We start from the raw sequence: 21,284 nt of genomic DNA, 5'->3' as shown, positions 1-21,284 counted from the left end.
GCCGCGGGCCCGCAGGCGCCGCGGGCCCGGATTCAGTAGGCCGGCTGCGCGATGACGCGGGCCAGGGTCTCGTCCAGGGCTCGGGCGGTGCCCTCGACGTCCAGGTGGGAGTTGTCGATGATCGGCAGCCCGGATCCGTACCAGCCGGCCATCCGGCCGTGGATCCGCGCGACCTCCTCGTCGGAGAGCCGCCGGTTCCCCGAGCGGGCGGCGTTGCGCTCCAGGACGATCTCCAGCCCGGGCAGCAGGACGACCGGCAGCAGCGCGGGGCCGACATGGCGCTTCCACCCGCCGAGGCCCACCACCGGCCGGTCCGGGAACACGGCGTCGTCGAGGATGCAGGAGATCCCGTTGGCCAGGAAGTTCCGGGCGGCGAACCCGCAGGTGCGGCGGGCGAGGCGGTACTGCGCCTCGGAGTGGTCGTTCCAGCCGGCCTGCGGATCCGCGAAGCCCGAGCAGACCCATTCCCGTACGTCGTCCAGGCTGATGTGCGCGGTGGGGACGGGCCGGGTGCCTGCCCAGTGGCGGGCCACCGTGGTCTTGCCGGCGCCCGCGGGGCCGATCAGCAGGACCGCGAGGGTGGCGCCGCCGGTGCCGGGGGCGACGGGCGGCAGCGGGACGTGCCCGGTGAATCCGTCCGGCGGACCCGGCGCGGCCAGGGTCGCGGCGTGCCCGGAGGGCACGGGAGGCGCGGGCCAGCCCGGCGCCGGCGGTACCGGCGGCTGCGGGGGCGCCGCCGGGTGCTGACTCCCCGGCGGCTCCCAGCCCCCGCCTCCCACTCCCTGCTGCATCCGCTGCCACTCCGTCTCGTTCCACCACGACTGATACGAGAACGTTATATGACCCCGGAGGCTCACCGGGTCACGCGGTCGCAAGGAGACGCCGCTCAAGCCGGTTGAGACCGGTTCGGGCCGGTCCGTATCGGCCCGGTCGGCTCAGGCCGTGACCTCGCCGAAGGCTGCCACGAGGACGGCCGGGTCGGGACCCTCCAGGACGGTCGGCTTCGCCAGCCCGTCCAGGACGATGAAGCGCAGCAGGTCTCCCCGCGACTTCTTGTCGAGCTTCATGGTCTCCAGCAGCTTGGGCCACTGGTCACCGCGGTAGGTCAGCGGCAGCCCCACCGAGGCGAGGACGGCCTTGTGCCGGTCGGCGGTCTCGTCGTCGAGCCGGCCCGCGAGCCGGCCGAGCTCGGCGGCGAAGACCATGCCGACCGAGACGGCAGCGCCGTGGCGCCACTTGTAGCGCTCGTTCTTCTCGATGGCGTGCGCGAGGGTGTGCCCGTAGTTGAGGATCTCCCGCAGGCCCGACTCCTTGAGGTCGCTGGAGACCACGTCGGCCTTGACCTGGATGGAGCGGCAGATCAGCTCGGCCGTGTGCGGTCCGGCGGGCGTGCGCGCGGCCTCGGGGTCCGCCTCGATCAGGTCGAGGATCGCCGGGTCGGAGATGAATCCGGCCTTGATGATCTCGGCGAGACCGCTGACGTAGTCGTTGACCGGCAGCGATTCCAGCGCCGCCAGGTCGCAGAGCACACCGGCCGGCGGGTGGAAGGCGCCGACGAGGTTCTTGCCCTCGGCGGTGTTGATGCCGGTCTTCCCGCCGACGGCCGCGTCCACCATCGCCAGGATGGTGGTCGGGACGGCGATCCAGCGCACCCCGCGCAGCCAGGAGGCCGCGACGAAGCCCGCGAGGTCGGTGGTGGATCCCCCGCCGACGCCGACGACGGCATCGCTGCGGGTGAAGCCGGACTGGCCCAGCGCCTTCCAGCAGTACGCCGCCACCTCGGCCGTCTTGGCCTCCTCGGCGTTCGGCACCTGGATGGCGACGGCCTCGTAGCCCTGGGCGGCGAGGTCGTCGCGCAGGGCCTCCCCGGTCGAGGCGAGGGCCTCGGGGTGGATGACGGCGACCCGCTGGGCCTTCGTACCGATCAGGGAGCCCAGCTCGCCGAGCAGCTGCCGGCCCACCAGCACCTCGTACGCTTCGTGGCCGGCGCTCGCGCCGACCTGGATCCGCGTCACCTTGTCCGTCATGCGTTCTTCAACTCCAGAGCGTCGAGGACCGCCTCGGCGACCTCTTCGGGCGTGCGGGCGTCGGTGGCCACCTCGACGCGCGCGACTGCGGTGTACAGGGGGCGCCGGGCGTCCATCAGCTCGCGCCACTGCCGGCGCGGGTTGACGGCGAGCAGCGGGCGCGCGGCGCCGAGGCCCACGCGCTTGACGGCTTCCTCGACGTCCATCGAGAGGTAGGCGACGGGCAGGCCGGTCAGCAGCTCGCGCGTCTTCTCGTCGAGGACGGCTCCGCCGCCGAGGGCGAGGACCCCGTCGTGTCCGGCGACGGCGGCGGCGACCGCCTCGCGTTCCAGTTCGCGGAAGTAGGGTTCGCCCTCGTCCACGAAGATGTCGGAGATCTCCCGGCCCTGGGCCGCGACGATGTCGGCGTCGGTGTCCCGGTAGGAGACTCCGAGCCGCTGGGCGATCAGCTCGCCGACGGTGGACTTGCCGGACCCCATGGGGCCGACGAGGACCACCACGGGTCCGGTCGCGCTGGTGCCCGTCACCGGATCTGCAGGTTGTCGAGGTAGGACCGGACGTTGCGGCGGGTCTCGGGGACGGAGTCGCCCCCGAACTTCTCCACGACGGCGTCGGCCAGCACCAGGGCGACCATGGCCTCGGCGACGATGCCCGCGGCGGGCACGGCGCAGACGTCGGAGCGCTGGTGGTGCGCGACGGCGGCCTCGCCGGTGGCGACGTCCACGGTGGCGAGTGCCTTCGGCACGGTCGCGATCGGCTTCATCGCCGCACGTACGCGCAGCAGTTCACCGGTGGTCAGACCGCCCTCGGTGCCGCCGGAGCGGCCGGAGGTGCGCCGGATGCCCTCGGGGGTGGAGACGATCTCGTCGTGGGCCTGCGAGCCGGGCACGCGGGCGAGGTCGAAGCCGTCGCCGACCTCCACGCCCTTGATGGCCTGGATGCCCATGAGCGCGGCCGCGAGGCGCGCGTCGAGGCGGCGGTCCCAGTGCACGTGCGAGCCGAGGCCGACGGGCACGCCGTAGGCGAGGACCTCGACGACGCCGCCGAGGGTGTCGCCGTCCTTGTGGGCCTGGTCGATCTCCGCGACCATCGCCTTCGATGCGTCGGCGTCGAGGCAGCGCACCGGGTCGGCGTCGAGCTTCTCGACGTCGGCGGGGGTCGGGTAGACGCCGTACGGGGCCTTGGCGGCCGCCAGCTCCACGACGTGGGAGACGATCTCGATGCCCGCGACCTCCTTGAGGAAGGACCGGGCGACGGCGCCGAGGGCCACGCGGGCGGCGGTCTCACGGGCGCTGGCGCGCTCCAGGATCGGCCGGGCCTCGTCGAAGCCGTACTTCTGCATGCCGGCGAGGTCGGCGTGGCCGGGCCGCGGCCGGGTCAGCGGCGCGTTGCGGCCGGTGTCTTTGAGCAGCGAGGGGTCGACCGGGTCGGCCGACATGACCGTCTCCCACTTGGGCCACTCGCTGTTGCCCACCATCACGGCGACCGGGGAGCCGAGGGAAAGTCCGTGGCGAACACCGCCGAGAAATGTCACCTCGTCCTGCTCGAACTTCATCCGGGCACCGCGGCCGTAGCCGAGTCGGCGCCGCGCCAGGTGGTCGGCCACCAGCTCCGTGGTGACCGGGACGCCGGCGGGAAGCCCCTCCAGCGTCGCTACCAGAGCCGGGCCGTGCGATTCCCCGGCCGTCAGCCAACGCAACCTGCTCAACGATGCTCCTCGTGCTCGCGCCTGATTCATCGATGGCGCGATCGGGTGCGCGGCCCTGACCCGCCTTCACCCGATCCTCCCATGTCCGGGCCGGTACACCGCCCTCCGGTCCAGCTATCGGACGGCGGCGCACCCCGGCCCGGGGCGGCGTGTGGAGGGGGAAAGGGTTCCGCTTCGGCTCAGTGGCGGGCGCGCAGCGCCGCCTCGCCGGCGGCGCGCATGGCCCCGAGCGGAGCGGTGGGACAGCCGGTCATCAGCTCGACCTGGAGCACCGCCTGGTGGACCAGGAGGTCGAGGCCGCCGAGGAGCTTGCCGCCGTGCCGCGTCCAGGCCGCGGCCAGGGGCGTGGGCCAGGGGTCGTACAGGACGTCGAAGAGGGTGCCCGGAGCGGCGGGCACGGATGCGGCCAGCTCGTCCGTGGCGCCGGCCGGGGTGGTGGCGATGACCAGCGGCGCGTCCAGCGCCTCGGCCGCCCGCGACCAGTCGGCCGTACGGACGTCCACGCCGAGCCGCTCGCCCCACGCGCGCATCTCCGCGGCTCGGGCCTCGGAGCGTACGTACGCGGTGACCTCGCCGGTGCAGATCCGGGCCAGCGCGGCGAGCGCCGAGGAGGCGGTGGCGCCCGCGCCGAGGACGGCGGCGGACTCCACCTTCCCGACTCCCTGCTCGCTCAGGGCCGCGAGCAGGCCGGGGATGTCGGTGTTGTCACCGACCCTGCGGCCGTCCTCGGTGAAGACGACGGTGTTGACCGTCTCCACGGAGGCGGCCGTGTCGCTGATCTCGTCGAGCAGCGGGATGACCGCCCGCTTGAGCGGCATGGTCAGCGACAGCCCGGCCCACTCGGGGCCGAGCTGCGCGAGGAAACCGGGGAGCGCGGCCTCGTCGATCTCGAAGCGGTCGTACGACCGGTCCCCGAGGCCGAGCTCCTGATACGCGGCACGGTGCAGCACCGGTGAGAGGGAGTGCTCGATGGGCGAACCCAGCACCGCGGCCCGTATCCGTGACATGTCCTGCTACCCGCCGTTCTTCTGCTTCTGCCGTTCCTGGAACTCGGCGACGAGCTTGAGGTGATCGTCGTAGGTCTTGGTGAAGGTGGTCTTTTCACCGTCGACCGATACGAAGAACATCCAGCCGCCGTGGTCCGGACTGAGCGTAGCGGTCAGCGCGTCCAGGCCGGGGTTCCCGATCGGGCCCGGGGGCAGGCCCGCCACGTTGTGCGTGTTGTAGGGGTGGACGAAGGCCTTGGCCTCCGTGATGTTGAAGTTGATCTCGCTCGTGCCCTTGACGTAGTTGTACGTCGAGTCGAACTCGATCTTCCGGTTCGTGACGTCGTTGGTCTTCTTCAGGCGGTTGTAGACCACTTCGGACATCTTGCGGAAGTCGTCGTGGTTCTTGCCCTCGGCGTTGACGAGGCTGGCGACCGTGATCACCTGGAGCGGGTTGTCCAGGCCCAGTTCCTTGGCCTTGCCCTCGACCCCGAGCTCCGTGTACTTGTCCGTCGCGTTCTTGACCATCTGCTTGAGCAGGGACTCGGGGGTGCTGTCCTTGGTCAGGTCGTAGCGCATCGGGAGCAGGAAGCCCTCGAGCGGGTCCATGATGTTCTTGTCGTTGTTCGCCCACGCCGGCAGGCCGAGGGCCTTGGCCTGCTTGAAGGCGATGTCCTTGGTGGTGCCGGCCGGCTTCTCGAGCTTCCTGTCGATCGCGTCGTAGACCGTGCTGTTGCGCATGCCCTCGCTGATGGTGAGCACGTGCAGCTTGGAGGGGTCGGTCATGACCTCGACGGCCGCCGCGGCCGACATCTTCTTCTTCAGCGGGTAGATGCCCGGCTGGATCGACTTGCCCTCGGGCCTGGCCGTCGCGGCGTCCACGAAGGCCTGGGCGCTCGCGACCACGCCGGCTTCCTTCAGGATGCGGCCCATCTGGCCGAGGCCCGCGCCCTTGGGGATCTCCACGTCGACGGTCTCGTCGATGCCGTCGCCCGAGAAGTCCGCAGCCGCGGAGAACTTGTCCTTGAGGTAGCTGTAGCCGTAGTAGCCGCCACCGCCGACCACGCCGATGATGACCACGGCCGCGATGAGGCAGGCCATGCCGCTGCGCTTCTTCGGTTTGCCGCCGGAGCGGCCCGACCGGCGGCCGCCGCGCCCGCCGTCGTCGCCGTCACCGTCGTCGTCACCGCCGCTGCCGCCGCCCGCGAGGAAGGAGTCGGCCGCGGCGTCCTCTTCTTCCTGCCACGGTTCGTCGGTCTCCAGGTGCCTCATGCTCGGCGGGCGCGGGGGCGGAAAGGCCTCGGCGGTGCCGTAGAGGTCGGGGGCCTCGCCGGGGTAGCCGCTCGCCTGCTGCTGCGCGTACGGATCCGCGCCGGCGTACGGGTCGGCGGCCTGCGGGACCGCGGCGTACTGGCCCTGACCGGTGTCCCAGACCTGGCCCTGGCCCTGGCTCTGGCCCTCGTACGTCTGCTGGTGCTGCTGCGGGTACTGCTGGTGCTGCGGGTACTGCTGGTGCTGCGGGTGCTGCGGGTACGGCATCTGCGGCTGTTGCTGCTGCTGGTACGGCATCTGCTGGGCCTGGGGGTACTGGCCCTGCTGCTGCGCGTAGTAGGCCTGCTGGGGCTGAGGCTCCTGCTGGTACTGCTGCGGGCCTCCGACGTAGGGCATCTGACCCTGCTGGGCCTCGTGCCCGGTCCACCCCTGGTCCCCGTACTGCGGGTCCTCGGGGTGCCACGGTTCGGGGCCAGGGCCCCGGCCATACTCAGTCATCGATCCCCTAGCGCGCCGCAGGGCGTTGGCCGCGACTCCGTCTGCCGCGACACACGGTTCCGCCTCTTCTGATGGGCGACGGCTGTTCGAATGCCGTCACATCGCGCGGAACGTTACCGTATCGCGATCAGACAACCACTTCGACGCACTCACCGGGCGGATTACCTGATACCCGTTCGGTCTCAAGAGCGTTCTGCAGGATCACCACGGCGGCCGCCTGGTCGATGACCGACCGGCTCTTCTTCGCGTTCTTCCCCGAGGCCCGCAGGCCCTGGGCGGCGGTGACCGTCGTCATCCGCTCGTCCACCAGACGCACCGTCACGGGCTTGATGCCCTTGGCGAGTTCCATGGCGAAGGCGCGGCACTTGGCCGCGGCCGGCCCTTCCCGCCCGCTGAGCGAGCGGGGCAGACCGACCACCACCTCGATGGGCTCGTACTCCGCGACGAGCTGCCGCAGCCGCCGGTGGGCGAAGGGGATGTCCCGGCCCGGAACGGTTTCCACCGGTGTGGCCAACACCCCATCGGGGTCGCACGAGGCGACCCCGATGCGGGCGTCACCGACGTCGATGGCGAGCCGGCGGCCGCGGCGCAGTGTCATCTTCAGACCGTCTCTACGACGAGGCGCTCGACCGCGGCGATGGCCTCGGGGATGGCGGCCGGGTTCTGTCCACCGCCCTGGGCCACGTCCGGCTTGCCGCCACCGCCGCCACCGAGGGTCTTGGCGGCCGTACGGACCAGGTCGCCGGCCTTGAGACCGCGCTCGCGGGCGGCCTCGTTGGTGGCGATGACGGTCAGCGGGCGGTCGTTCGCCGTGGTGAACAGGGCCACGACGGCCGGGCGGTCGCCCTGGATGCGACCGCGGACGTCGAGGACCAGCTTGCGCAGGTCGTCGGCGCCGGTGCCGTCCGGCACCGTGCCCACGACGAGGGCGACGCCGTGGATGTCCTGGGCGTTCTGGGCGAGACCGGCGGCGGCCTGGAGGACCTTCTCCGCGCGGAACTTCTCGATCTCCTTCTCGGCGTCCTTCAGCTTGCCGAGCATGGAGGCGATCTTCTCCGGCAGCTCCTCCGGACGGCCCTTGACCAGCTCCTGGAGCTGGGCGACGACCGTGTGCTCCTTGGCGAGGAAGTTGTACGCGTCCACGCCGACGAGAGCCTCGACGCGGCGCACGCCGGAGCCGATCGAGGACTCGCCGAGCAGCTTCACCAGGCCCAGCTGAGCGGTGTTGCCGACGTGCGTGCCGCCGCACAGCTCCTTGGAGAAGTCGCCGATGGTCACGACGCGCACGCGCTCGCCGTACTTCTCGCCGAACTCGGCGATGGCGCCCTGCTTCTTCGCCTCGTCGATGCTCATGATCTCGGCGGTGACGTCGAGCTCACGGGAGAGCACGTCGTTGATCTTCTGCTCGACGTCGGTCAGGACCGAGCCGGGGACGGCGTTCGGCGAGCCGAAGTCGAAGCGGAAGCGGCCGGGCGAGTTCTCGGAACCGGCCTGGGCGGCCGTCGGGCCGAGCGCGTCGCGCAGGGCCTGGTGCGTCAGGTGCGTGGCCGAGTGGGCGCGGGCGATGGCCCGGCGGCGCTGGATGTCGATGGCAGCGTACGCGGAGGCGCCCACCGTCACCTCGCCGACCTGGACGGAGCCCTTGTGCACGGAGACGCCGGGGACCGGCTGCTGCACGTCGCGGACGACGATGACGGCGCCCGAGTCGAGCTTGATGCGGCCCTGGTCGGCGAGCTGGCCGCCGCCCTCGGCGTAGAAGGGGGTGCGGTCCAGGACGACCTCGACCTCGTCGCCCTCGGAGGCGGCGGGGGCGGAGACGCCGTTGACCAGGAGGCCGACGATGGTGGACTCGCCCTGGTTGGTGGCGTAGCCGGTGAACTCGGTGGCGCCGGAGCCGTCGGCGATCTCCCGGTAGGCGGACATGTCCGCGTGGCCGGTCTTCTTGGCCTTGGCGTCGGCCTTGGCGCGGTCCCGCTGCTCCTGCATCAGGCGGCGGAAGCCGGGCTCGTCCACGGCGAGGCCCTGCTCGGCGGCCATCTCCAGGGTGAGGTCGATCGGGAAGCCCCAGGTGTCGTGGAGCAGGAACGCCTTGTCGCCGGCCAGGACCGTGCCGCCGGCGGCCTTGGTCTCGCTCACGGCGGTGTCGAGGATGTTGGTGCCGCCCTTGATGGCCTTGAGGAAGGCGGCTTCCTCGGCGAGCGCGACGGTCTCGATGCGCTTGCGGTCGGTGACGAGCTCCGGGTACTGCTGGCCCATGGTCTCGATGACCACGTTGACCAGGTCCTGGACGACCGGGCCCGTGGCACCCATGAGGCGCATGTTGCGGATGGCGCGGCGCATGATGCGGCGCAGCACGTAGCCGCGGCCCTCGTTGCCGGGGGTGACGCCGTCGCCGATGAGCATGGTCGAGGTGCGGATGTGGTCGGCGACCACGCGCAGCGAGACGTCCGTGCCCTGCTCGGCGCCGTACCGCACGCCGGTCAGCTCGGTGGCCTTGTCCATGACCACGCGCAGGGTGTCGGTCTCGTACATGTTCTGTACGCCCTGCAGGATCATGGCGAGGCGTTCGAGGCCGAGACCGGTGTCGATGTTCTTCGACGGCAGGTCGCCGAGGATCGGGAAGTCTTCCTTCCCGTCGCCGGCGCCGCGCTCGTACTGCATGAAGACCAGGTTCCAGATCTCCACGTAGCGCTCGTCGTTGACGGCGGGGCCGCCCTCGACGCCGAACTCGGGGCCGCGGTCGTAGTTGATCTCCGAGCACGGACCGCAGGGCCCCGGGACGCCCATGGACCAGAAGTTGTCCTTCTTGCCCAGGCGCTGGATGCGCTCGGCCGGGACGCCGATCGTGTCGCGCCAGATGGCCTCGGCCTCGTCGTCGTCGAGGTAGACCGTGATCCAGAGCTTCTCGGGCTCCAGGCCGTAGCCACCGTCCGCCACGGAGCTGGTGAGCAGCTCCCAGGCGTACTTGATGGCGCCTTCCTTGAAGTAGTCGCCGAAGGAGAAGTTGCCGCACATCTGGAAGAACGTGCCGTGGCGGGTGGTCTTGCCGACCTCTTCGATGTCCGGCGTACGGACGCACTTCTGCACGCTGGTGAGCGTGGCCGCGGGCGGCTTGACCTCGCCGAGGAAGTACGGCTTGAACGGCACCATGCCCGCGGGCACCAGCAGCAGAGTCGGGTCGTCCGCGATGAGCGACGCCGAAGGGACAACGGTGTGACCGCGCTCCTCGAAGAAGCTCAGCCAGCGGCGGCGGATTTCAGCCGACTCCATCAGTGGTCCTCATTCCGGTTGTACGTAACCTTCAAGAAACGGTTCTTGGTCTGGTCGTGCTCGATGGCCCGCAGCCGCCGCGGCCCGGGAAGGGCGGTGACGTTGGCGGGCAGGTCGGGGTCCTGGTGGAGTCCCAGTGCGTCGTTCAGCTCGTCCTCGCGCTGCGACATCCCCGACTTGACGTCGAGGGCGAAGTCCTTGAGGCGGTGGCCGGCCTCGATCGCCTTGTCGGCGGCCTGGGCGGCGAGGCTCTCCGGCGTCAGCTTCTTGAGCTGCCGGTTGACCTTGGTGGTGGCCCACACGCCGGCGGCCGCGCCGGCGGTGAACCAGAAGGCTCGGCGGAACATCGGAGATCTCAGCCCTTCTGCTTCCGGCGCCGGGCACCCGGCACCGTACGGCCGACGATCACGGTCCGTCGGGAGGTCTTGCCCGGCGCGTCCTGCGGGGTCGCCCCGCCCTTGCCCAGCGCCTTGCGGACCCCGTAGCCGAAGGCCGCGACCTTGACGAGCGGTCCGCCGAAGGTGGACGCCACGGTGGAGGACAGTGCGGAGGCGTTGGAGGTGACTTCCTGTACGTCGCTCGCGATGGCGTCGACCCGGTCGAGCTGGGTGCGGGCGGAGCGGACGGTGGTGGAGGCGTCCGCGAGCAGCGGGACGGCCTGCTCGGTCACGTCGGCCACCAGCTTGGTGGTCGCCTTGAGCACCTGGGCCAGCCTCACCAGCACCACGGCGAGGAAGGAGACCAGGATGGCCCAGAAGACGGCCACGAGGATCCCGGCCACCTCTCCACCGGACACGTTCACACCGCTCTCTACAGATTGATCACCAAGCGAAAAAGTCGTCCTCCGACCCTATCGCGCCGGAGATCCGGCGCAGTACCGGAATTCCGGGGCGCCGTGCCCGCCGGGCGCCCGGAAGCGGCCCGCCTTGTACGCAGCGCATGCGGACCAGTACGCTCCGTGTCCCATGCGACAAAGACCCATTCCACGAAGGACGCCGGGCAATCTTCCCTCGGACCTGAGCGGCTTCGTGGGACGGGGCGGGGAACTTTCCGAGCTCGTGCGGCTGCTGGACTCCTCGCGGCTGGTCACGGTGACCGGCGCGGGCGGTGTGGGCAAGACCCGCCTGGTCCTGGCAGCGGCCAGGGCGGCCGCCGACGCGGCGTCCGGTCCCGTCCGCCCCGCCGACGCGGGCGGCTTCGGCGATCCGGCGCAGGAACGCTACTGCGACGGCGTGTGGCTGGCCGAGCTGGCCTCCGTACGGGATCCGGCGCTGCTGGAGCTGACGCTCGCCGAGGCGCTCGGGCTGACCGACCACACCACCCGTCCGCCCCGGACGGTCCTTGCCGAACACCTGGCCGATCGGCGGCTGCTGCTGGTCCTGGACGGGTACGAGCAGCTGGTCGACGAGACGGCCGGCCTGGTACGGGACCTCCTGCGCCGCTCCCCCGGCCTGCGCGTGCTCGCCGCCGGCCGGCGTCCGCTGACCCTCGACGGGGAGCTGTCCTGGCCGCTGGCGCCGCTGGGTCCCGAGGAGGCCCTGGCCCTGCTGATCGAGCGGACCTCGGCGGCAGATCCGGCCTTCGCCCTGACGGAGGCCAACCGGGCGGTGCTGGCCGAGCTGTGCGCCCGCCTCGACGGCCTGCCGCTGGCGCTGGAGCTGGCGGCGGGCCGGCTGCGCACGCTGTCGCCGGCGCAGGTGCTGTCCCGGCTGGAGGACCGCTTCGCCCTGCTGACGGGCGGCTCGCGCGGCGCGCTGCCCCGGCACCGGGCGCTGCGCACCGCGATCGGCTGGAGCCACGAGCTGTGCACGTCCGGGGAGCGGCTGCTGTGGGCGCGGCTCTCGGTGTTCGCCGGGCAGTTCGACCTGGACGCCGCCGAGTACGTGTGCGCGGGCCCGGACCTGCCGGTGGACTCCGTGCTGGACCTGATCGGCGAGCTGCTGGGGCAGTCCCTGCTGGTCCGGGAGGAGACCCCGGCCGGGGTCCGCTACCGGATGCTGGAGACGGTACGGATCTACGGGGCGGGCTGGCTGGAATCGCTGGGCGACGCGCGCCGGCTGCGGCGCCGGCACCGGGACTGGTACATGGGCCTGGCGACCTGGTGCGAGCTGGACTGGTTCAGCCCGCGCCAGGAGGAGGTGGCCGCGCTGGTGGAGGCGGAGCTGCCGAACCTGCGGCTCGCCCTGGAGTGCTGCCTGGACGAGCCGGAGGAGATCCACCTGGGCCAGTACCTGGCGGGCACCCTCTGGTTCTACTGGGCCGGCTGCGGCCGGCTCACCGAGGGCCGGCACTGGCTGGACCGGACCCTGGAGGGCGACCTCGGGCTCGCCGGGGCGGAGTACGAGACCTCCCGGCTGAAGGCACTGTGGGTGCTCGGGTACGTCGCGGCCCTGCAGGGCGACTCGGTGGCCTCGATGAGCGCGCTGTACGAGTGCCGGGACGGGGCCGCGCGGAGCGAGAACCCGGTGGCGGGGGCGTACGCCGTGCACCGGATGGGCTGCCTGGCACTGATCTCGGACGACATGGCCCGGGCCGGGGAGCTGCTGGGCTCGGCGCTGGAGCGCTACCGGGAGGCCGGGGAGCTCAACAGCAACGTCCTGATGTGCCAGGTGGAGCTGGCGATGGCGCTGGCCTTCCAGGGCGACTTGGCGGGCGCGCTCACCCTGTGCCGGGAGGTGCGGGACATCTGCGAGGAGCGCGGGGAGCGCTGGACCAAGGCGTACGCCCTGTACGTCCTGGCGTACGCGGCGCTGGACGCCGGGGGCACGGCCGAGGCGCGGCGGCTGCTGGCCGAGTGCGTGGCCATCAACCACACGTTCCGCGATCTGGTCGGGCTGGTGCTGGCGGTGGAGCTGCTGGCGCTGGTCACCGTGGCCGAGGGGCATCCGGCGGAGGCGGCGGTCCTGCAGGGCGCCGCGGAGCCCCTGTGGGACGGGGTGGGGATGCGGCTGTTCGGCTCGGGGTACTTCAACGCCCCGCGGCTGATGTGCCAGGAGCGGGCGGGCGAACTGCTGGGCGCCGAGCGGTACGCGTCCTGCGCCGGGCACGGCCGGACCCTGCCCCTGGAGGTTCTGGTGGAGCGGGCCCTGCGGGGACCGGAGCCGGCGCCCGTGCCGACCGGGCCGCTGCCGAGGCCGCGGGCCGGAGCCGAGCGGATGGAGCGGCCGATGGCGCGCCCGGGGGCGAAAAGCAGGAAACCCGCCGGCTCCCCCGAAGGGGAACCGGCGGGCTGACCAGCCTGTGAGGCTACGTCCGCTGGTACGAGATCAGCGGGCGTAGTACTCGACGACGAGCTGCTCGTCGCAGATGACCGGGATTTCCTTGCGGTTCGGGTCGCGGTCCAGGCGGAAGGCCAGGGCCTTCAGGTTGACCTGCAGGTAACGGGGGGTCTCGCCCTCGCCTGCGTAGCCACCCTCACGGGCAACCTGGAACGGAACCTTCTCGCGGCTGCGCTCGCGCACCGTGATGACGTCGTCCGGACGGACGCGGAACGACGGCTTGTCGACCTTGTCGCCGTTGACCTCGATGTGGCCGTGAACGACCATCTGGCGAGCCTGGTAGATGGTGCGGGCGATGCCCGAACGCAGGACCAGGGCGTCGAGGCGACGCTCGAGCTCGACGACCAGCGCCTCGCCCGTCTTGCCTTCGGCCTTCTTGGCGCGGTCGTACGCGCGGGCCATCTGACGCTCAGAGATGTCGTACTGAGCGCGCAGACGCTGCTTCTCCAGCAGACGAACCTTGTAGTCCGAGTTCTGCTTGCGGCCACGGCCGTGCTCGCCCGGCGGGTAGGGGCGGGCCTCGAAGTACTTGACGGCCTTCGGGGTCAGCGCAATGCCGAGGGCACGCGACTTCTTGACCTTGGGTCGCTTCTGGTTCACGTGGAACCTACCTCCATGTAAGTTAGGTGAGGCTTACCTTAGCGAGGAGGACGTAATGTCTCGACCACATGGGATCCCCCTGCCCAGTGCGCACCGAAGTTCAGATCCAAACGAAACAGGATCTGCTTTCGGCGACGATAAGCAAGGTCAGCCGCGTCCCAGGGAAGGCGTTCGGCAGCTCACCGGAGCCGAACGCGTACGAACCCTCGTAGAGTCCAACGCCTCAGTATCCCTCACGCTCCCCGGTGCTCTTGACCAGGGGGAGTTCGGGACAGGGCTGCCGGCCGCAAGGACCGTCACCCCGGACGGGGACGTGATTCTCCTGGTATCAGGGGAATCCGCGGCTGCCAGGGCAGCCGCTCACGCCCAGGACGACGACCTCACCGCCGTGATCGAGATCACGGATGTGGCGCCGGTGTCCGTGCCCCATCGTATCCGAGGCCGCGCCTGGCTCGCCGGGTGGCTGACGCCGGTGCGCGGGGCCGCCGACCGGGCGGCCTGCGCGGCACTGCTGGCCGAGCGGCACCCCGTCGGCGAGCTCCTCGGCCTGGCCGAGTCGCTCGACGCCACGCCCGCCGGCCGGCCCGCGTGGATGCTGCTGCGCCTTGAGGTCGGCGAGATCTCGGTGGACGACCTGTGGGGCGCCGAACACGTGGACCCGGAGCTGCTGGCCGGGGCCGAGCCCGACCCGATGGTCGCCCACGAGACGGAGCTCCTCCAGCACCTGGCCTCTTCGCACGGAGACCGGATGGGTGACCTGTGCGGCCTGCTGGGCACCCGGGAGACGGCCGGCCTGACCGCGGTCCCCCTCGCACTGGACCGGCTGGGCCTGCGGGTCCGCTTCACCCGTGGCGCCACCGCCTTCGACGCCCGCTTCGACTTCCCGGAGCCGGTGACCGACGTCTGCGGTCTGCGCCGGGCGATGAGCACCCTGTTCGCCGGCTGAACCGCTAAGGGCAGGCGCCGAGCATCTCCTCCAGCGCCTGCTTCTCCGGCGGGGTCACGGAGAGCCCGTACTTCGCCTTGATCCCGGTGTACCGCCGCGCGTACTCGCACCAGTAGCCCTTCTGGGGCGGCTTCCACTTGTCCGCGGTCTTGCTGCTCTTGTCGTAGTTCGTCTGCTTGTCCACGGCGAGCAGCACGTCCAGGTCGTTGGCGTACTCCAGGCGCCGCTGCGGGGTCCATGCGTACGCGCCCCCGCGCCAGGCGGCGCCGAGGGCGACGACGTGGTCGGTCTGGATCTGCGAGGCGCGGCGGTAGGTGTAGGCGAGTTCCTTCCCCGTGTACGGGTCCTTCAGTACCCCGGACAGCACGACGCAGGGGTTCCTGTCGCCCTCGCGCAGCTCCCGGAGGTCCCTGCGCAGGACGTCGTCACGGGTGTCGCAGCCGTTGCGCCCACCGATGGCGTCGGTCTCGTCGGACCAGTACGTGCCGAAGTTCTCGCGCTTGTACGTCTCCCAGTTCTTGCCCCACGCGACCTTGAGCTTTCCCAGCTCGGTCCTGGCGGCGGGCGCTGCGGGTGGGAACCCCCCGCTCGCGAGGGGCACCTGCGCGACGAGTGCGGCGGCGCGGGCCTGAGCCCTTTCGCCGTCTCCGTGGTGACAGCCACCGAGCAGCAGCGCGGCTGCGACGGTGGCGCTCAACGCGGTGGCACGTCCCATGCGACGGAGCCTAGGCCCGGCCCTCCTGACCGGCGCCCGCGACACGACACCACTGCGCGGAGCCGTCTCCGGTCCGCCCTTCCGCCGTTCCCGCCTCGATCGCCGGCGCGGCTCGCCACACGGCGCTCCGCGCCGTCGCCGCCGTCAGGACCCGGCGCCCCGGAGCCGCTCGCGGACCTTCTCCACCACGTCGGCGTAGCGGGCTTCCGCCCCGTACCGGGTCGGTTCGTAGTACCGCTTGCCATGGACCTCGTCCGGCGCGTACTGCTGCGCGGCAATCGCTCCCGGCACGTCGTGCGGGTACACGTACCCCACCGCGTGCCCCAGCTTCGCCGCCCCCTTGTAGTGCCCGTCGCGCAAGTGCGCCGGCACGGATCCCGCCAGCCCGGCCCGCACATCGGCCAGCGCCGCGCCGATCGCCGTCGTCGCGGTGTTCGACTTCGGGGCCAGCGCCAGCGCGATCGTCACGTGCGACAGCGTGAGCGAGGCCTCCGGGAAGCCGATCATCGCCACCGCCTGAGCGGCGGCCACGGCGAGCGGCAGGGCCGTCGGGTCGGCCAGTCCGATGTCCTCGCTCGCCGAGATCATCAGCCGGCGCGCGATGAACCGGGGGTCCTCCCCCGCTTCGATCATGCGGGCCAGATAGTGCAGCGCCGCGTCCACGTCCGAGCCGCGGATCGACTTGATCAGTGCGCTCGCCACGTCGTAGTGCTGGTCGCCGTCCCGGTCGTACTTCACCGCGGCCCGGTCGACGGCCTCCTCGACGGTCTGGAGGCTGATCTCGGGCTCGCCCTTGGCGATCGCCGAGCCTGCGCCCGCTTCCAGGGCGGTCAGCGCGCGCCGCGCGTCTCCGCCGGCGATCCGCAGCAGGTGCGCCTCCGCGTCCGGCGGCAGGGTGACCGCGCCGCCGAGGCCCCGCTCCTCCGTCAGCGCCCGGTGCATCAGGGCGCTCAGGTCCTCGTCCGTCAAGGGTTCCAGGGTCAGCAGCAGGGAGCGCGACAGCAGCGGGGAGATGATCGAGAAGTACGGGTTCTCCGTGGTCGCGGCGATCAGCGTGACCCAGCGGTTCTCCACGGCCGGCAGCAGCGAGTCCTGCTGCGCCTTGCTGAAGCGGTGGATCTCGTCGAGGAAGAGGACGGTGTCCTTGCCGTATCCGCCGGCCGCCCGCTTGGCGCCCTCGATGACGGCCCGTACCTCCTTCACGCCGGCGGTGATCGCGGACAGTTCGACGAACCGCTTCTTCGTCGCCTGGCTCACCACGTACGCGAGCGTGGTCTTCCCGATGCCCGGCGGGCCCCAGAGGATCACCGAGGAGGCACCGGCGGGACCGCCCGCCCCGTCCCCGACGAGCCGCCGCAGCGGGGAGCCGGGCTTCAGCAGGTGCTGCTGACCGACGACCTCGTCCAGGGTGCGCGGACGCATCCGGACGGCGAGCGGAGAACTGGAGGGGTCCTTCGCCTGGCGGTCTTCGGCGGCTGCGGTGAAGAGATCTGGTTCCACACCGGAAGCCTATGCGAGGCCACTGACACTCCCGCCCGTCGCGCCGGCCTGGCTCAGGAGGTCCAGAAGTCCCACCAGCGGGTCAGGATCAGCATGCCGATGATCCCGATGTGCAGGACGGGCAGCACCCAGGTGAACTCGTCGAAGAAGGCGCGCAGCCAGCCGGGGGCCGGCAGCAGGCGGCCCCGCACGTTGTGCGAGGTGACGTACCAGAACATGACGATGGTGGCGACCCAGGCCAGGCAGCACCACAGGCACAGGGAGTTGATCGTGTAGAGCGACTGGTACATCAGCCAGGTGCAGAAGCCGACGCCGAAGAGCATCCCGGCGTTCAGGGTGAGCCAGTACCAGCGCGGGAAGCGCGCCCGCGCGAGCAGGCTCATGCCGACGCACACGACCATGCCGTAGGCGACCAGCCCCAGCATCGGGTTCGGGAAGCCGAACACCGACGCCTGGTCGCTCTTCATGATGTTGCCGCAGGAGACGATCGGGTTGAGGCTGCAGCCCGGCGTGAAGTTCGGGTCCTCCAGCAGCTTGAACTTGTCGATCGTGATGACCCAGGCGGCGAGCAGTCCCGCGGCTCCCGTGATCACCAGCAGCAGGGCGAGCGCCCGGCTGCCGCCGACGGCCGTCCGCGTCTCGGCGGTGTCCGTATCGGTCCCTCGTGTCGTCATCCGGCCCGCTCCACATCTGCAAGGTCAACAAGCACCGGCCATTGTGCCGTACCCGGCCGGACTGTCCATCGTTCGACGGACAGGGGGAGGTACGCACGGGGGGACCGGCGGCCCGGGTTCCGGCACACCATGTGGGACATGACACTCAACGCGGTGGAAGTACGGGGGCTTCGCAAGCAGTACGGCGAGGTCACCGCGGTGGACGGACTGGACCTGACGATCCGGCGGGGCGAGGTCTTCGGCCTCCTGGGGCCCAACGGCGCCGGCAAGAGCACCACGGTGGAGATACTCCAGGGGCACCGGGAGCGGGACGGCGGCGAGGTGCTCGTCCTCGGCGCGGACCCCGCGACCGCCGGCCGGGCCTGGCGCTCGCGCGTCGGCATCGTCTGGCAGGACGAGTCGGCGCCCGCCGAACTGACGGTACGGGAGACGGTCGAGCACTTCGCCCGCTACTACCCGGCCCCGCGCGACCCGGCCGAGGTGATCGCCCTGGTCGGCCTGGAGGACAAGCGCGGCCAGCGGCTCAAGAGCCTCTCCGGCGGCCAGCGGCGGCGCCTCGACGTGGCCCTCGGTGTCATCGGCGACCCCGAGCTGCTGCTCCTGGACGAGCCCACGACCGGCTTCGACCCGGCGGCCCGGAGGCAGTTCTGGGACCTGATCCGGCTGCTGTCCGACTCGGGCACCACCATCGTGCTCACCACCCACTACCTGGAGGAGGCCGAGGCCCTCGCCGACCGGCTCGCGGTCATCGCCCGCGGCAAGGTCGTGGCCGAGGGCGAACCGGCCGCGCTGCGCGCCCGCCTCGGGACCGGGGCCACCGTCGAGTGGACCGACCGGGACGGCGGCCCGCGCAGCACCTCCACCGAGACGCCCACCCGTACGGTCGCCGAGCTGGCGGCCCGCTTCGACGGGGAGGTCCCGGACCTGAGGATCACCCGCCCCACCCTGGAGGACGTGTACCTGCGCCTCACGGGCCAGCTCGACCGGAAGACGACGTGGCAGGAGGAGTCCCGATGAGCACGAAGACCGGTACGGGCAAGGACGCGGACACGGGTAAGGGCTCGGGGAGGGGCGTCGGCGGAGCCGGGGCGCTGCCCGGCGCCTGGGCCCTCGGGATGAGCCGCGGGGTGCTGGAGATCAGGCAGTTCGTCCGTCAGCGCGACGCGGTGATCTTCACCTTCGCCTTCCCCATCGTCTTCCTCGCCCTCTTCGCCTCGATCTTCAGCGACGGCATGGAGGGCACCGGGGTCACCGCCTCCCAGATGTACGCGGCCGGCATGGTCGCCGCCGGGATCATGTCCACCAGCTTCCAGTCCCTCGGCATCTCCATCGCCGTCGAACGCGACGAGAAGGTGCTGCGCCGGCTGCGCGGGACACCGATGCCCCCGGCCGCGTACTTCCTCGGCAAGGTCTGGCTGGTGCTGCTCACCGGCCTCGCCGAGACCGCGATCCTGCTGCTGGTCGGCTCCACCCTGTTCGACCTCGATCTACCGACGTCCGCCGTCAAGTGGCTGACCTTCGCCTGGATCTTCACCCTCGGCCTGACGGGCTGCGCCCTGCTCGGCATCGCGATCAGCAGCCTGCCCAAGTCCGGCAGGAGCGCCAGCTCGGTCGTGGTCCTGCCGTTCCTGATCCTGCAGTTCGTCTCCGGCGTGTTCATCCCGGTCCACCAGATCCCCGACTGGCTGCTGAACATCGGGGCGCTGTTCCCGCTCAAGTGGATGTGCCAGGGGCTGCGCGGGGTGTTCCTGCCCGAGTCCGCGGCCGTTCTCGAACAGGCCGGCGGCTGGGAGTATGGGCGGGTCGCCCTGGTCCTGGGCGCCTGGGTGATCGGGGGGCTCGTGCTGTGCCTGCTGACCTTCAAGTGGAAGAACCGGCGCGACGGCTGAGCGCCTTCGCGGAGGTGGCCGGAGCGCGCGAGTCCCACGTCTGGGACCGCGCGTTCGGCCCGTGGGACCTCTACTTCGGGGTCGTGTGGAGCGCGACCGCGGCCTTCGTCCTCGGCGCGGACTCCCCCGGGCCGGCGTACCGGATCACCGCCGTCGCGCTGCTCGCCCTCCTGGTCCCCTGCTACCTCGGCCTCGGACGCCCGCTGCTCCTGCTGGACCCCGGCGCCGCACCCCGGCGCTCCGCCCGCTACGTGGGCGTGGCGCTGGCCCTCTTCCTGCCGGCCGCCGCCCTGGCCGGCGAGACCCGCCTGATCACCTTCGCCCTCGCCCCGCAGTGCTTCATGCTGCTGCCCCTGCGGCGCGCGGTCGGCGCGGTGGGCCTGCTGTGCCTGCTGCCGGTGGCGGGCTGGGCACTGGTGTGGCGGCCGGAGGGGCACGCCGTCTTCGCGAGCGGGCTCGGTGCGCTCGTCACCTTCCTCTTCTCCGCCTTCTTCGGCGCCTGGATCATCCGGATCATCGAGCAGAGCCGGCACCGGGCCTCCCTCATCGCGGAACTCGACGCCAGCCGGGAGGAGGTGGCCCGGCTCTCCGCCGAACGCGGCGCCCACGCCGAAAGGGAACGCATGTCCCGCGAGATCCACGACACCCTCGCCCAGGGCTTCACCAGTCTGCTGATGCTCGTACAGGCCGTGCAGTCGGAGCTCGACACCGATCCGCAGGGGGCCAGGCGCCATCTGGAGCTGATGGCCGTCACCGCCCGGCAGAACCTGGCCGAGGCCCGCGCCCTGGTCGCGGGCGGCGCGCCCGCCGATCTCGACGTCGGTTCGCTGCCCGACGCGGTACGCCGGCTCGCGGCCCGGCACGATCCACCGGCGGCCGTCTCCGTGACCGGGGAGGTCCGGCCGCTGGCCGCGGTACTGGAGGTGGTGGCCCTGCGGTCCTGCCAGGAGTCCCTCGCGAACGCGGCCAAGCACGCCGGACCGCAGGCACGCTGCGCGGTGACCCTCGCCTACGGCGCCTCCGAGCTGACCCTCACCGTCCGGGACACCGGGCGGGGCTTCGATCCGGCGGCCCCAGCACCGGGCTACGGACTGCGGGGGCTGTTCGCCCGCGCGGCGGAGGTGGGCGGAGCCGCGGCGGTCGACAGCGCCGCCTCGGCCGGCACCACCGTCACCGTCACCCTCCCGATCCGCTGAGGAGCCGTACGACATGATCCGCATCCTGCTGGCCGACGACCACCCGGTGGTACGGGAGGGCCTGCGCGGCATGCTCGCCGCCGAACCGGACCTGGAGGTCGTCGCCGAGGCCTCGAACGGCCCGCAGGCGGAGGCGCTGGCCGCGCGGCTCGTTCCCGAAGGCGGCCTGGACCTGATCCTGATGGACCTGCGGATGCCCGGCGGTGACGGAGTCGAATCCATCGCCCGCATCACGGCGGCCCGGCTGCCGGTACGGGTGGTGGTGCTGACCACCTACGAGGAGGACCGGGACATCCTGCGCGCGGTGGAGGCCGGGGCGGCGGGCTACCTGCTGAAGGACATGGCGCGGGCGGAACTGGCGGCCGCGATCAGGGCGGCCGTGCGCGGCGAGACGGTCCTCGCTCCGACGGTGGCGGGCCGCCTGGTCGACCGCCTCCGCACCCGCCCGTCGCTGCCACGGCTCTCGGAGCGCGAGGTGGCGGTGCTCCGCCTGGTCGCGGAGGGTGCGACCAATGCGGACATCGGCCGCCGGCTGTTCGTGGCGGAGTCCACGGTCAAGACGCACATGCTCCGCATCTTCGGAAAGCTGGAGGTCACGGACCGCACGGCGGCGGTGACCACAGCCATGCGGCACGGCTTGCTCTGACCACGGCCGCTGCGCGGGCCTGCCCCCACCCCGCCCCCCGCGTCAATCTCCAGCCCCGCCGCCGTGTGAGGCGCGGGGT

The 21,284-nt window shown here is 71.7% G+C and carries 20 protein-coding genes; 6 read left to right on the top strand and 14 right to left on the bottom strand.

Annotated elements, in window-relative coordinates:
* Window positions 1–32 precede the first annotated feature (32 nt).
* The 10 genes from ABZY57_RS19650 to ABZY57_RS19605 all read right to left on the bottom strand — a co-directional run bounded on the left by ABZY57_RS19650 (window position 33) and on the right by ABZY57_RS19605 (window position 10,557).
* Window positions 33–791, bottom strand: a complete 759-nt coding sequence (locus tag ABZY57_RS19650) for an AAA family ATPase (RefSeq protein ID WP_356513557.1) — start codon at window positions 789–791, stop codon at window positions 33–35.
* A gap of 144 nt (window positions 792–935) precedes the next feature.
* Window positions 936–2,027 (bottom strand): 3-dehydroquinate synthase, encoded by a 1,092-nt coding sequence (gene aroB, locus ABZY57_RS19645; protein ID WP_356513555.1) that lies wholly within the window; start codon window positions 2,025–2,027, stop codon window positions 936–938.
* Complete coding sequence (locus ABZY57_RS19640; protein ID WP_356513563.1) at window positions 2,024–2,506, bottom strand: shikimate kinase; 483 nt, start codon at window positions 2,504–2,506, stop codon at window positions 2,024–2,026. Before ABZY57_RS19640 ends, aroB begins: the two co-directional genes overlap by 4 nt.
* A gap of 44 nt (window positions 2,507–2,550) precedes the next feature.
* Window positions 2,551–3,735: a chorismate synthase gene (aroC, locus tag ABZY57_RS19635; RefSeq protein ID WP_356513553.1), complete on the bottom strand. Its 1,185-nt coding sequence runs from the start codon at window positions 3,733–3,735 to the stop codon at window positions 2,551–2,553.
* A gap of 179 nt (window positions 3,736–3,914) precedes the next feature.
* Entirely contained in the window at window positions 3,915–4,742 is an 828-nt protein-coding gene (locus ABZY57_RS19630) for a shikimate dehydrogenase (RefSeq protein WP_356513551.1), read from the bottom strand.
* 6 nt (window positions 4,743–4,748) lie between these two features.
* Entirely contained in the window at window positions 4,749–6,491 is a 1,743-nt protein-coding gene (gene mltG, locus ABZY57_RS19625) for an endolytic transglycosylase MltG (protein ID WP_356513549.1), read from the bottom strand.
* A gap of 127 nt (window positions 6,492–6,618) precedes the next feature.
* Window positions 6,619–7,089, bottom strand: coding sequence for a Holliday junction resolvase RuvX (ruvX, locus tag ABZY57_RS19620; protein WP_327251784.1), 471 nt, complete (start codon window positions 7,087–7,089; stop codon window positions 6,619–6,621).
* Window positions 7,090–7,091: 2 nt separating this feature from the next.
* A complete protein-coding gene (gene alaS, locus ABZY57_RS19615) occupies window positions 7,092–9,761 on the bottom strand; it encodes an alanine--tRNA ligase (protein ID WP_356513547.1) in 2,670 nt (889 codons plus the stop codon).
* Complete coding sequence (locus ABZY57_RS19610) at window positions 9,761–10,108, bottom strand: DUF6167 family protein (protein WP_356513545.1); 348 nt, start codon at window positions 10,106–10,108, stop codon at window positions 9,761–9,763. The genes alaS and ABZY57_RS19610 overlap by 1 nt, the downstream gene beginning before the upstream one ends.
* A gap of 8 nt (window positions 10,109–10,116) precedes the next feature.
* Window positions 10,117–10,557, bottom strand: coding sequence for a DUF948 domain-containing protein (locus ABZY57_RS19605; RefSeq protein WP_356513543.1), 441 nt, complete (start codon window positions 10,555–10,557; stop codon window positions 10,117–10,119).
* A 169-nt stretch (window positions 10,558–10,726) separates the two neighbouring features.
* Here ABZY57_RS19605 and ABZY57_RS19600 point away from each other — a divergent pair, with 169 nt between their 5' ends.
* Window positions 10,727–12,994 (top strand): AAA family ATPase, encoded by a 2,268-nt coding sequence (locus ABZY57_RS19600; protein WP_356513541.1) that lies wholly within the window; start codon window positions 10,727–10,729, stop codon window positions 12,992–12,994.
* A 33-nt stretch (window positions 12,995–13,027) separates the two neighbouring features.
* On the opposite strand, the gene rpsD is transcribed toward ABZY57_RS19600, so the two are convergent.
* Window positions 13,028–13,639, bottom strand: a complete 612-nt coding sequence (gene rpsD / locus ABZY57_RS19595) for a 30S ribosomal protein S4 (RefSeq protein ID WP_008740451.1) — start codon at window positions 13,637–13,639, stop codon at window positions 13,028–13,030.
* A 55-nt stretch (window positions 13,640–13,694) separates the two neighbouring features.
* Between rpsD and ABZY57_RS19590 the strand changes: the two genes are divergently transcribed.
* Window positions 13,695–14,585 carry a DUF2470 domain-containing protein gene (locus ABZY57_RS19590; protein ID WP_356513539.1) on the top strand — a complete coding sequence of 297 codons (891 nt, stop codon included), beginning with the start codon at window positions 13,695–13,697 and terminating at the stop codon, window positions 14,583–14,585.
* Between the two features lie 4 nt (window positions 14,586–14,589).
* Here ABZY57_RS19590 and ABZY57_RS19585 read toward each other — a convergent pair whose 3' ends face one another.
* From ABZY57_RS19585 to ABZY57_RS19575, 3 genes are all read right to left on the bottom strand, one after another.
* Window positions 14,590–15,300: an HNH endonuclease family protein gene (locus ABZY57_RS19585; protein WP_356513537.1), complete on the bottom strand. Its 711-nt coding sequence runs from the start codon at window positions 15,298–15,300 to the stop codon at window positions 14,590–14,592.
* 144 nt (window positions 15,301–15,444) lie between these two features.
* Window positions 15,445–16,800 (bottom strand): replication-associated recombination protein A, encoded by a 1,356-nt coding sequence (locus tag ABZY57_RS19580; protein ID WP_356513535.1) that lies wholly within the window; start codon window positions 16,798–16,800, stop codon window positions 15,445–15,447.
* A 53-nt stretch (window positions 16,801–16,853) separates the two neighbouring features.
* Entirely contained in the window at window positions 16,854–17,474 is a 621-nt protein-coding gene (locus ABZY57_RS19575; protein WP_356513533.1) for a vitamin K epoxide reductase family protein, read from the bottom strand.
* Window positions 17,475–17,612: 138 nt separating this feature from the next.
* Here ABZY57_RS19575 and ABZY57_RS19570 point away from each other — a divergent pair, with 138 nt between their 5' ends.
* From ABZY57_RS19570 to ABZY57_RS19555, 4 genes are all read left to right on the top strand, one after another.
* Window positions 17,613–18,491 carry an ABC transporter ATP-binding protein gene (locus ABZY57_RS19570; RefSeq protein WP_356513531.1) on the top strand — a complete coding sequence of 293 codons (879 nt, stop codon included), beginning with the start codon at window positions 17,613–17,615 and terminating at the stop codon, window positions 18,489–18,491.
* Between the two features lie 98 nt (window positions 18,492–18,589).
* Entirely contained in the window at window positions 18,590–19,363 is a 774-nt protein-coding gene (locus tag ABZY57_RS19565; protein WP_356513561.1) for an ABC transporter permease, read from the top strand.
* Complete coding sequence (locus ABZY57_RS19560; protein ID WP_356513529.1) at window positions 19,321–20,559, top strand: sensor histidine kinase; 1,239 nt, start codon at window positions 19,321–19,323, stop codon at window positions 20,557–20,559. Before ABZY57_RS19565 ends, ABZY57_RS19560 begins: the two co-directional genes overlap by 43 nt.
* A gap of 13 nt (window positions 20,560–20,572) precedes the next feature.
* Window positions 20,573–21,205: a response regulator transcription factor gene (locus tag ABZY57_RS19555; RefSeq protein ID WP_356513527.1), complete on the top strand. Its 633-nt coding sequence runs from the start codon at window positions 20,573–20,575 to the stop codon at window positions 21,203–21,205.
* Window positions 21,206–21,284 lie beyond the last annotated feature (79 nt).

Source organism: Streptomyces sp. NPDC006450 (genome assembly GCF_040612195.1).
Lineage (GTDB): Bacteria > Actinomycetota > Actinomycetes > Streptomycetales > Streptomycetaceae > Streptomyces.
This window is presented reverse-complemented; position numbering and strand designations above follow the sequence as displayed.

Bases quoted from the DNA above. Each gene is read 5' to 3' on its own strand.
- ABZY57_RS19650 (WP_356513557.1), bottom strand. From the start codon at position 791: ATGCAGCAGGGAGTGGGAGGCGGGGGCTGGGAGCCGCCGGGGAGTCAG.
- aroB (WP_356513555.1), bottom strand. From the start codon at position 2,027: ATGACGGACAAGGTGACGCGGATCCAGGTCGGCGCGAGCGCCGGCCAC.
- ABZY57_RS19640 (WP_356513563.1), bottom strand. From the start codon at position 2,506: ATGGGGTCCGGCAAGTCCACCGTCGGCGAGCTGATCGCCCAGCGGCTC.
- ABZY57_RS19630 (WP_356513551.1), bottom strand. From the start codon at position 4,742: ATGTCACGGATACGGGCCGCGGTGCTGGGTTCGCCCATCGAGCACTCC.
- mltG (WP_356513549.1), bottom strand. From the start codon at position 6,491: ATGACTGAGTATGGCCGGGGCCCTGGCCCCGAACCGTGGCACCCCGAG.
- ruvX (WP_327251784.1), bottom strand. From the start codon at position 7,089: ATGACACTGCGCCGCGGCCGCCGGCTCGCCATCGACGTCGGTGACGCC.
- alaS (WP_356513547.1), bottom strand. From the start codon at position 9,761: ATGGAGTCGGCTGAAATCCGCCGCCGCTGGCTGAGCTTCTTCGAGGAG.
- ABZY57_RS19610 (WP_356513545.1), bottom strand. From the start codon at position 10,108: ATGTTCCGCCGAGCCTTCTGGTTCACCGCCGGCGCGGCCGCCGGCGTG.
- ABZY57_RS19600 (WP_356513541.1), top strand. From the start codon at position 10,727: ATGCGACAAAGACCCATTCCACGAAGGACGCCGGGCAATCTTCCCTCG.
- ABZY57_RS19590 (WP_356513539.1), top strand. From the start codon at position 13,695: ATGTCTCGACCACATGGGATCCCCCTGCCCAGTGCGCACCGAAGTTCA.
- ABZY57_RS19585 (WP_356513537.1), bottom strand. From the start codon at position 15,300: ATGGGACGTGCCACCGCGTTGAGCGCCACCGTCGCAGCCGCGCTGCTG.
- ABZY57_RS19575 (WP_356513533.1), bottom strand. From the start codon at position 17,474: ATGACGACACGAGGGACCGATACGGACACCGCCGAGACGCGGACGGCC.
- ABZY57_RS19570 (WP_356513531.1), top strand. From the start codon at position 17,613: ATGACACTCAACGCGGTGGAAGTACGGGGGCTTCGCAAGCAGTACGGC.
- ABZY57_RS19565 (WP_356513561.1), top strand. From the start codon at position 18,590: ATGAGCCGCGGGGTGCTGGAGATCAGGCAGTTCGTCCGTCAGCGCGAC.
- ABZY57_RS19555 (WP_356513527.1), top strand. From the start codon at position 20,573: ATGATCCGCATCCTGCTGGCCGACGACCACCCGGTGGTACGGGAGGGC.